Annotated in this window: 1 rRNA gene (running past both ends of the window); it reads right to left on the bottom strand. The window is 52.0% G+C overall.

Going from position 1 to position 2,500, the window contains the following annotated elements:
* Positions 1–2,500 (bottom strand): 23S ribosomal RNA (locus ACGHZ6_RS02725) (it extends past both window edges: 38 nt to the left, 343 nt to the right).

The following is a 2,500-nucleotide window of genomic DNA, read 5'->3' as shown; positions in this document are numbered from 1 at the left end:
AACGCCTCACAACGCTTCCACACCCAGCCTATCAACGTCGTAGTCTTCAACGGCCCTTTAGAGGACTTAAAGTCCTAGGGAAAACTCATCTTGAAGGAGGCTTCCCGCTTAGATGCTTTCAGCGGTTATCCCGTCCGAACGTAGCTACCGGGCAATGCGATTGGCATCACAACCCGAACACCAGTGGTTCGTCCACTCCGGTCCTCTCGTACTAGGAGCAGCTCTTCTCAATTTTCCAACGCCCACGGCAGATAGGGACCGAACTGTCTCACGACGTTCTAAACCCAGCTCGCGTACCACTTTAAATGGCGAACAGCCATACCCTTGGGACCGGCTTCAGCCCCAGGATGTGATGAGCCGACATCGAGGTGCCAAACACCGCCGTCGATGTGAACTCTTGGGCGGTATCAGCCTGTTATCCCCGGAGTACCTTTTATCCGTTGAGCGACGGCCCTTCCATACAGAACCGCCGGATCACTATGACCTACTTTCGTACCTGCTCGACTTGTCAGTCTCGCAGTCAAGCACCCTTATGCCATTGCACTCATTGCATGATTTCCGACCATGCTGAGGGTACCTTCGTGCTCCTCCGTTACTCTTTGGGAGGAGACCGCCCCAGTCAAACTACCCACCATACACTGTCCTCGATCCGGATAACGGACCTGAGTTAGAACCCCAAACATACCAGGCTGGTATTTCAAGGACGGCTCCACGCTAACTGGCGTTAACGCTTCAAAGCCTCCCAGCTATCCTACACAAATAGGCTCAGAGTTCAGTGCAAAGCTGTAGTAAAGGTTCACGGGGTCTTTCCGTCTAGCCGCGGGAACACGGCATCTTAACCGCGATTTCAATTTCACTGAGTCTCGGGTGGAGACAGCGTGGCCATCATTACGCCATTCGTGCAGGTCGGAACTTACCCGACAAGGAATTTCGCTACCTTAGGACCGTTATAGTTACGGCCGCCGTTTACCGGGGCTTCGATCAAGAGCTTCGCTAATGCTAACCCCATCAATTAACCTTCCGGCACCGGGCAGGCGTCACACCCTATACGTCCACTTACGTGTTTGCAGAGTGCTATGTTTTTAATAAACAGTTGCAGCCACCTGGTCACTTCGACCGACCTCAGCTTACGGAGCAAGTCCGATCACCAAAGCCGGCGTACCTTCTCCCGAAGTTACGGTACCATTTTGCCTAGTTCCTTCACCCGAGTTCTCTCAAGCGCCTTGGTATTCTCTACCTGATCACCTGTGTCGGTTTGGGGTACGGTTCTACATTACCTGAAGCTTAGAAGCTTTTCTTGGAAGCATGGCATCAACCACTTCACTAACCGAAGTTAGCTTCGTCGTAACGTCTCAGCCTTAAGGACCCGGATTTGCCTAAGTCCTCAGCCTACGCGCTTAAACACGGACAACCAACGCCGTGCTGGCCTAGCCTACTCCGTCCCTCCATCGCAGTAATGTAAAGTGCAGGAATATTAACCTGCTTCCCATCGACTACGCATTTCTGCCTCGCCTTAGGGGCCGACTAACCCTGTCCCGATTAGCGTTGGACAGGAAACCTTGATCTTCCGGCGGGGATGTTTTTCACACCCCTTATCGTTACTCATGTCAGCATTCGCACTTCTGATACCTCCAGCAAACCTCACAGTTCACCTTCAGCGGCTTACAGAACGCTCCCCTACCATGCTTAAAAGCATCCGCAGCTTCGGTTACCAATTTTAGCCCCGATACATCTTCCGCGCAGGCCGACTCGACTAGTGAGCTATTACGCTTTCTTTAAAGGATGGCTGCTTCTAAGCCAACCTCCTAGCTGTCTGAGCCTTCCCACATCGTTTCCCACTTAATTGGTATTAGGGACCTTAGCTGGCGGTCTGGGTTGTTGCCCTTTTCACGACGGACGTTAGCACCCGCCGTGTGTCTGCCATGATTGCACTCCTGGGTATTCGGAGTTTGCAACGGGTTGGTAAGTCGGGATGACCCCCTAGCCGTAACAGTGCTCTACCCCCCAGGGTGAGACATGACGCACTACCTAAATAGTTTTCGGGGAGAACCAGCTATCTCCGAGCTTGATTAGCCTTTCACTCCGATCCACAGCTCATCCCCTAATTTTTCAACATTAGTGGGTTCGGGCCTCCAGTCAGTGTTACCTAACCTTCACCCTGGCCATGGATAGATCGCTCGGTTTCGGGTCTATTGCTAGCAACTAAACGCCCTATTAAGACTCGGTTTCCCTACGGCTCCCCTAAACGGTTAACCTTGCTACTAACAATAAGTCGCTGACCCATTATACAAAAGGTACGCAGTCACAGAACAAGTCTGCTCCTACTGCTTGTACGCACACGGTTTCAGGTTCTATTTCACTCCCCTCACAGGGGTTCTTTTCGCCTTTCCCTCACGGTACTGGTTCACTATCGGTCAGTTAGGAGTATTTAGCCTTGGAGGATGGTCCCCCCATGTTCAGTCAAGATATCACGTGTCCCGACCTACTCGATTTCACATTG

The sequence above is a fragment of the Maricurvus nonylphenolicus genome, assembly GCF_042854845.1.
In the GTDB taxonomy this organism is placed as follows: Bacteria; Pseudomonadota; Gammaproteobacteria; order Pseudomonadales; family Cellvibrionaceae; genus Maricurvus; species Maricurvus nonylphenolicus.
Note: the sequence above shows the minus strand (reverse complement) of the source record. Positions and strands in the feature narration are given on the sequence as shown.